At 68.7% G+C, this 6,138-nt stretch carries 9 protein-coding genes and 1 tRNA gene; all 10 read left to right on the top strand.

The window, feature by feature from the left end:
* The first annotated feature begins 236 nt into the window (after window positions 1-236).
* The 10 genes from AC01Y6_RS06240 (at window position 237) to AC01Y6_RS06195 (ending at window position 6,110) form a co-directional block, all read left to right on the top strand.
* Window positions 237-312 (top strand) — tRNA-Asn (locus AC01Y6_RS06240).
* A gap of 99 nt (window positions 313-411) precedes the next feature.
* Window positions 412-717 (top strand): 30S ribosomal protein S6, encoded by a 306-nt coding sequence (rpsF, locus tag AC01Y6_RS06235; protein WP_347241079.1) that lies wholly within the window; start codon window positions 412-414, stop codon window positions 715-717.
* 9 nt (window positions 718-726) lie between these two features.
* The gene (locus AC01Y6_RS06230; protein WP_476670743.1) at window positions 727-1,521 is read left to right on the top strand and encodes a single-stranded DNA-binding protein; all 795 of its coding nucleotides are present in this window, start codon (window positions 727-729) and stop codon (window positions 1,519-1,521) included.
* Window positions 1,518-1,784: a 30S ribosomal protein S18 gene (gene rpsR / locus AC01Y6_RS06225; protein WP_347241039.1), complete on the top strand. Its 267-nt coding sequence runs from the start codon at window positions 1,518-1,520 to the stop codon at window positions 1,782-1,784. Before AC01Y6_RS06230 ends, rpsR begins: the two co-directional genes overlap by 4 nt.
* A gap of 10 nt (window positions 1,785-1,794) precedes the next feature.
* Entirely contained in the window at window positions 1,795-2,238 is a 444-nt protein-coding gene (gene rplI, locus AC01Y6_RS06220; protein WP_347241040.1) for a 50S ribosomal protein L9, read from the top strand.
* Between the two features lie 150 nt (window positions 2,239-2,388).
* Window positions 2,389-3,216 (top strand): SDR family NAD(P)-dependent oxidoreductase, encoded by an 828-nt coding sequence (locus AC01Y6_RS06215; RefSeq protein WP_476670742.1) that lies wholly within the window; start codon window positions 2,389-2,391, stop codon window positions 3,214-3,216.
* Window positions 3,217-3,272: 56 nt separating this feature from the next.
* Window positions 3,273-3,932 carry a lipoyl(octanoyl) transferase LipB gene (gene lipB, locus AC01Y6_RS06210; RefSeq protein ID WP_347241042.1) on the top strand — a complete coding sequence of 220 codons (660 nt, stop codon included), beginning with the start codon at window positions 3,273-3,275 and terminating at the stop codon, window positions 3,930-3,932.
* The gene (lipA, locus tag AC01Y6_RS06205) at window positions 3,916-4,887 is read left to right on the top strand and encodes a lipoyl synthase (RefSeq protein ID WP_347241044.1); all 972 of its coding nucleotides are present in this window, start codon (window positions 3,916-3,918) and stop codon (window positions 4,885-4,887) included. Before lipB ends, lipA begins: the two co-directional genes overlap by 17 nt.
* Window positions 4,884-5,231 (top strand): DUF3054 domain-containing protein, encoded by a 348-nt coding sequence (locus AC01Y6_RS06200; RefSeq protein ID WP_347241045.1) that lies wholly within the window; start codon window positions 4,884-4,886, stop codon window positions 5,229-5,231. The genes lipA and AC01Y6_RS06200 overlap by 4 nt, the downstream gene beginning before the upstream one ends.
* Window positions 5,232-5,240: 9 nt before the next feature.
* Entirely contained in the window at window positions 5,241-6,110 is an 870-nt protein-coding gene (locus AC01Y6_RS06195; RefSeq protein ID WP_428720320.1) for an NAD(P)-dependent oxidoreductase, read from the top strand.
* The last annotated feature ends 28 nt before the right edge of the window (window positions 6,111-6,138 follow it).

Here is a 6,138-nt window from a genome sequence, read left to right as displayed (position 1 = left end):
GGCTTTTGGCGGACGCGGGGTTTGGGGGGATGAAGGCGCGGCTGGGTGGGGGATACCTTTGGGAGCGGAAGCCTTGGACGGCCATGGCGCGGGCGCTTTTGGAGCTCATCGCCTATGGCCTTAGGGTTCTTCTCTCCCTTCTCCCGCCCCCTCCGGGGTACAAGGCGATTTGCTAGGCAAGCCCGGGGTTTCTTGACGCCTTCTGGGCCCTCTGGTATAGTGCTCTCTGCGGTCGGTCCGCGGTAGCTCAGCAGGTAGAGCGGCCGGCTGTTAACCGGTTGGTCGCAGGTTCGAGTCCTGCCCGCGGAGCCAGGCGGGGGCCCCTAGGGGCCCCTCGGGTCTTTTCTTTGGCCAGGAAAGGGGGTATAATCTTCCCTCGTGCGGCCTGCCGGGCCCGGAAGGGAGGTGGAGATGCGCAAGTACGAGGTGAACATCGTCCTGAACCCCAACCTGGACCAGACCCAGCTCGCCTTGGAGAAGGAGATCATCGCCAAGGCCCTCGAGGCCCACGGGGCCAGGGTGGGGAAGGTGGAGGAGTGGGGGATGCGCCGCCTGGCCTACCCCATCGCCAAGGACGCCCAAGGCTACTTCCTCTTCTACCAGGTGGAGATGCCCGAGGACCGGGTGAACGACCTGGCCCGGGAGCTTCGCATCCGCGACAACGTGCGCCGGGTGATGGTGGTCAAGGCCGCCGAGCCCTTCCTCTCCAAGGCGTAGACTGTCCTCATGGCAAGAGGCCTGAACCAAGTATTCCTCATCGGCACCCTCACCGCCCGCCCGGACATGCGCTACACCCAGGGGGGACTGGCCGTATTGGACCTTAGCCTCGCGGGCCAGGATCTCCTCACCGACGAGTCTGGCCAGGAGAAGGAGGTGCCCTGGTACCACCGGGTGCGCCTCCTGGGCCGCCAGGCGGAGATGTGGGGGGATGTCCTGGAGAAGGGCCAGCCCCTCTTCGTGGAGGGGCGGCTGGAGTACCGCCAGTGGGAGAAGGACGGGGAGAAGCGGAGCGAGCTCCAGGTGCGGGGGGAGTTCATTGACCCCTTGGAGGCCCGGGGGCGGGAGACCCTGGAAGACGCCAAGGGCCAGCCCAGGCTTCGCCGGGCCCTGAACCAGGTCCTCCTCATGGGCAAGCTCACCCGCGACCCCGACCTCCGCTACACCCCTCAGGGGACGGCGGTGGTGCGGCTCGGCCTCGCGGTGAAGGAGCGCCGCTCCCGCACGGGGGAGGAGAAGACCCACTTCGTAGAGGTTCAGGCCTGGAGGGACCTTGCCGAGTGGGCCGGGGAGCTCAGGAAGGGCGACGGGCTTTTGGTCATCGGCCGTTTGGTGAGCGACTCCTGGACGAGCTCCAGCGGGGAAAGGCGCTTCCAGACCCGCGTGGAAGCCCTCAGGCTGGAGCGACCCACCCGTGGGCCTGCCCAAGCCGGCGGAAGCAGGCCCCAACCTGTCCAGACGGGTGGGGTGGACATAGAAGAAGGACTGGAGGACTTCCCGCCGGAGGAGGATTTGCCGTTTTGAGCGCGAAAGAGGCCAAACCCAAGAAGGAGGCGCAGAAGCGCCCCTCCAGGAGGGCCAAGGTGAAGGCCACCCTGGGGGAGTTTGACCTGAGGGACTACCGGAACGTGGAGGTGCTCAAGCGGTTCCTGTCGGAGACGGGGAAGATCCTTCCCCGCCGCCGCACGGGGCTTTCCGCCAAGGAGCAGCGCATCCTGGCCAAGACCATCAAGCGGGCCAGGATCCTGGGGCTTCTGCCCTTCACGGAGAAGCTGGTGCGCAAGTAGGGGGTGAACGGTGAAGGTCATCCTGCTAGAACCCCTGGAGAACCTGGGCGACGTGGGCCAGGTGGTGGACGTGAAGCCGGGCTACGCCAGGAACTACCTTCTGCCCCGGGGCCTCGCGGTCTTGGCCACCGAGAGCAACATGCGGGCCATGGAGGCCCGGATCCGCGCCCAGGCCAAGCGCCTGGCGGAAAGGAAGGCCGAGGCCGAGCGCCTCAAGGAGATCCTGGAGAACCTCACCCTCACCATCCCGGTGCGGGCGGGGGAGAACAAGATCTACGGCTCCGTCACCGCCAAGGACATCGCCGAGGCGCTTTCCCGCCAGCACGGCATCACCCTTGACCCCAAGCGCCTCCAGCTGGCCAAGCCCATCAAGGAGCTTGGGGAGTACGTGGTGCCCTACAAGCCCCACCCCGAGGTGCCCATCCAGCTCAAGGTGAGCGTGGTGGCCCAGTAGGAAGGGACCCGGCAGGCCGCTCCCCGCCCTCCTCGGGCGGGGCGTTTTCCTTCCCTCTCATAAAACGTAGGGCCGGCCTGGGAAAGGGGCTTTAGGGCGGCGAGGTTTCCGTTCAAGCTGGGAGCACCCCAGGGGGTAAACTGGGCCCCAATGGGAAGGGCGGTCCTGGTCACGGGGGCGGGGAGCGGCATCGGCCTGGCCACGGCCCAGCTCCTCGCGGCTAAGGGGTACCGGGTCTACGGGGGCGTGCGCCGGGAGGAGGACGCGGCGCGCCTGGCCCGAGAGGGGGTGGCGCCCCTTCTTCTGGACGTGACCCGGGAGGAGGGCCTCCTCCGGGCCCGGGAGCGCCTGGAGGGGGAGGGCCTTTTTGGCCTGGTGGCCAACGCCGGCATCGCCGTGGCGGGGCCCTTGGAGCTCGTGCCGGTCCCGGCCTTCCGGGAGGCCCTGGAGGTGAACGTCCTGGGCACCTTCGCCGCGGTGAAGGCCTTCCTCCCCCTCCTTAGGGCCTCCCGGGGGCGGGTGGTCCTCATGGGCTCGGTCTCCGGCCTCCTCGCCCTTCCCCTTATGGGGCCCTACGCCGCGAGCAAGTTCGCCCTCGAGGCCCTGGCGGACGCCCTCCGGGTGGAGCTCCTTCCCTTCGGGGTCAGGGTGGCCCTGGTAGAGCCCGGCTCCGTGGCCACCCCCATCTGGGAGCGCTCCTTGCGGCGGGCCGAGGGCTACCTGGAACCCCCGCCCCCCGGGACCGAGGGGGTCTACGGCCGCTACCTGGAGGTGGCCCGGCGCTTGGCGGAGAGGAGCGCCAAGAGGGGCCTTCCCCCAAAGCGGGTGGCGGAGGCGGTCTACCGGGCCCTCACCGAGCCTAGGCCAAAGGCCCGCTACCTGGTGGCCCATCCCGCCAGGGCCCGGGAGACCCTCCTCCTCAGGCTTCTTCCCGCCCCCTTGCGGGACCGGCTCATCGCCCGTTTCCTCGGGGTCTAGGAAAAAGGCTTCCCGGGCTTACCCTGTCTTCGGACGGGGTCTTGTATGCTTAGGGCGTGGAGTTCCTGGTGGAGGACCTCGGTCTTCTTCCCTACGGGGAAGCCTGGGCCTACCAGAAGCGGGTGCACCGGGAGGTGGTGGCGGGAAGCCGCCCTCCTACCCTCCTCCTCCTGGAGCACCCCAGGGTCATCACCCTGGGCCGCAAGGCCACGGGGGAGAACCTGCTCTTCCCCGAGAGCTGGTACCGGGAGCAGGGCTTTGAGCTCTACTGGGTGGAGCGGGGCGGGGACGTGACCTACCACGGCCCTGGGCAGCTCGTGGGCTACCCCATCTTCCCCGTGGGGCGGGAGGTGCGCCGCTTCCTGAGGCAGATTGAGGAGGCCATCGTCCGGGTGGCGGCGGGTTACGGGATTTCCGCCTACCCCACCCCGGGCTACGCCGGGGTCTGGGTGGGGGAGGACAAGCTCTGCGCCATCGGCGTGGCGGTGAAGGAGGGGGTGAGCTTCCACGGCTTCGCCCTGAACGTGAACACCGACCTCAACGACTTCTCCGTCATCGTCCCCTGCGGCCTCAAGGGGAAGGGGGTTACCTCCTTGGAGAAGCTTCTTGGCCGGAAGGTCCCCATGGAGGAGGTCAAGGACCGGGTGGTGCGGGCCTTCGCCGAGGTCTTCGGCCTTAGGCCCGTAGAGGGGAGTGCCCATGAAGCCCAAGTTTGAGACGGTGGAGCTCCTCTCCCCCACGGGGGAGGTCATTGAGCTCAAGGTGGTGAAGCGGGGCCTGGCCCAGGCCCGGCCCGAGCCCGTGGACCGGAACAAGCCCGCCTGGATCAAGGCCCCTTTGCCCAACGGCCCCAGATACCAGGCCCTGAAGGGGATGGTGCAGGAGCTTAGGCTCCACACCGTCTGCCAGGAGGCCCTTTGCCCCAACATCGGGGAGTGCTGGACCCACGGCACCCTCACGGTGATGCTCCTGGGGGACATCTGCACCCGGGCCTGCAAGTTCTGCGCCGTCCACACCGGAAACCCCCAGGGCCTCGTGGACCCGGAGGAGCCCAGGCGGGTGGCCGAGGCCATCGCCCGCATGGGGGTGCGGTACGTGGTCTTGACCAGCGTGGACCGGGATGACCTAGAGGATGGCGGCGCCTCCCACTTCGCCGCCACCATCCGGGCCATCAAGGAGAAGGCCCCCGGGGTCTTGGTGGAGGCCCTGACCCCCGACTTCCAGGGGGACCTTAAGGCGGTGGAGACGGTCCTCGCCGCGAACCCCGAGGTCTACGCCCAGAACCTGGAGACGGTGCGCCGCCTCACCCCCAAGGTCCGCGACCCCCGGGCGGGGTACGAGCAGACCCTGAGGGTCCTCGCCCACGCCAAGAGGGTGCGGCCGGATATCCTCACCAAGAGCAGCCTCATGCTGGGCCTGGGGGAGGCGGAGGAGGAGATCCTCGAGGCCATGCGGGACCTGCGGGAGGCCGGGGTGGACATCCTCACCCTGGGCCAGTACCTGAGGCCCACCCCCGCCCACCTCCCCGTGGCCCGCTACGTTCCCCCGGAGGACTTCCAGAAGTACGCGGCCTGGGGGTACGAGCTGGGCTTTAGGGAGGTCTTCGCCGGGCCCTTGGTGCGGAGCTCCTACCGGGCGGACCGGGTCTTCCTGGAGGCAACCCAAAGATGAGGCTTTTCCTCCCGGACCTCCTCGCCCTCCTCCTCTTCGCCGGGGCGGGGCTCCTTTCCCACGGCCAGCCCCTGAGCCTTGCGGGGCTCGCCCGGAACGTACTCCCCGTCCTCTTCGTCTGGCTCCTCCTGAGCCCCTTCCTCGGCACCTACCGCCGCCCCACCTGGAAAAACCTCCTCCTCACCTGGCTCTTCGCCTTCCCCGCGGGGCTATGGCTTCGGCAGATGGCCCTGGGCGGGAGCTTCGGGGCGGGGTTTTTCGTCTTTTTGGGGGTGGCCATGGGCTTCAGCCTCCTTTTCCTCCTTCTTCTAAGGGGCCTCGCCAAGGCCTTTCGCCTCTGGTAAAAAGGAGGCATGGAAAAGGTGGCCTTCCTCGGTCTTGGGGCCATGGGCTACCCCATGGCGGGGCACCTGGCGCGGCGCTTTCCCACCCTGGTCTGGAACCGGACCTTCGCCAAGGCCCTAAGGCACCAAGAGGAGTTCGGCTCCGAGGCCGTGCCCTTGGAGCGGGTGGCCGAGGCCCGGGTGGTCTTCACCTGCCTCCCCACCACCAAGGAGGTTTCCCAGGTGGCCGAGGCCCTCCTGCCCCACCTCCGGGAGGGCACCTACTGGGTGGACGCCACGAGCGGGGAGCCCGAGGCGAGCCGGAGGCTCGCCGAGCGCCTGAAGGAGAAGGGCGTCACCTACCTGGACGCCCCCGTCTCCGGGGGCACCTCGGGGGCCGAGGCGGGCACCCTCACGGTGATGCTGGGGGGCCCGGAGGAGGCGGTGGAGCGGGTCAGGCCCTTTCTCGCCTACGCCAAGAAGGTGGTCCACGTGGGCCCCGTGGGGGCGGGGCACGCGGTGAAGGCCATCAACAACGCCCTCCTCGCCGTGAACCTCTGGGCGGCGGGGGAGGGGCTTTTGGCCCTGGTGAAGCAGGGGGTTTCGGCGGAGAGGGCCCTCGAGGTCATCAACGCCTCCTCGGGCCGCTCCAACGCCACGGAGAACCTCATCCCCCAGAGGGTCCTCACCCGTGCCTTCCCCAAGACCTTCGCCCTGGGCCTTCTGGTGAAGGACCTGGGCATCGCCATGGGGGTTTTGGACGGGGAGAGGGCCCCAAGCCCCCTCCTCCGCCTCGCCCGGGAGGTGTATGAAATGGCCAAGCGGGAGCTGGGCCCGGATGCGGACCACGTGGAGGCCCTGAGGCTTTTGGAGCGCTGGGGCGGGGCGGAGATCCGCTAAACCTACCCCATCCCGGCCTAAGCCGGGA

The organism is Thermus sp., from assembly GCF_056332225.1.
The sequence above is the reverse complement of the archived record's forward strand: the minus strand, read 5'-3'. Positions and strand labels throughout refer to the sequence as shown.

Excerpts from the sequence above, each read along its gene's own strand:
- rpsF (WP_347241079.1), top strand. The coding sequence starts at position 412 with ATGCGCAAGTACGAGGTGAACATCGTCCTGAACCCCAACCTGGACCAG.
- AC01Y6_RS06230 (WP_476670743.1), top strand. The coding sequence starts at position 727 with ATGGCAAGAGGCCTGAACCAAGTATTCCTCATCGGCACCCTCACCGCC.
- AC01Y6_RS06215 (WP_476670742.1), top strand. The coding sequence starts at position 2,389 with ATGGGAAGGGCGGTCCTGGTCACGGGGGCGGGGAGCGGCATCGGCCTG.
- lipA (WP_347241044.1), top strand. The coding sequence starts at position 3,916 with ATGAAGCCCAAGTTTGAGACGGTGGAGCTCCTCTCCCCCACGGGGGAG.
- AC01Y6_RS06200 (WP_347241045.1), top strand. The coding sequence starts at position 4,884 with ATGAGGCTTTTCCTCCCGGACCTCCTCGCCCTCCTCCTCTTCGCCGGG.
- AC01Y6_RS06195 (WP_428720320.1), top strand. The coding sequence starts at position 5,241 with ATGGAAAAGGTGGCCTTCCTCGGTCTTGGGGCCATGGGCTACCCCATG.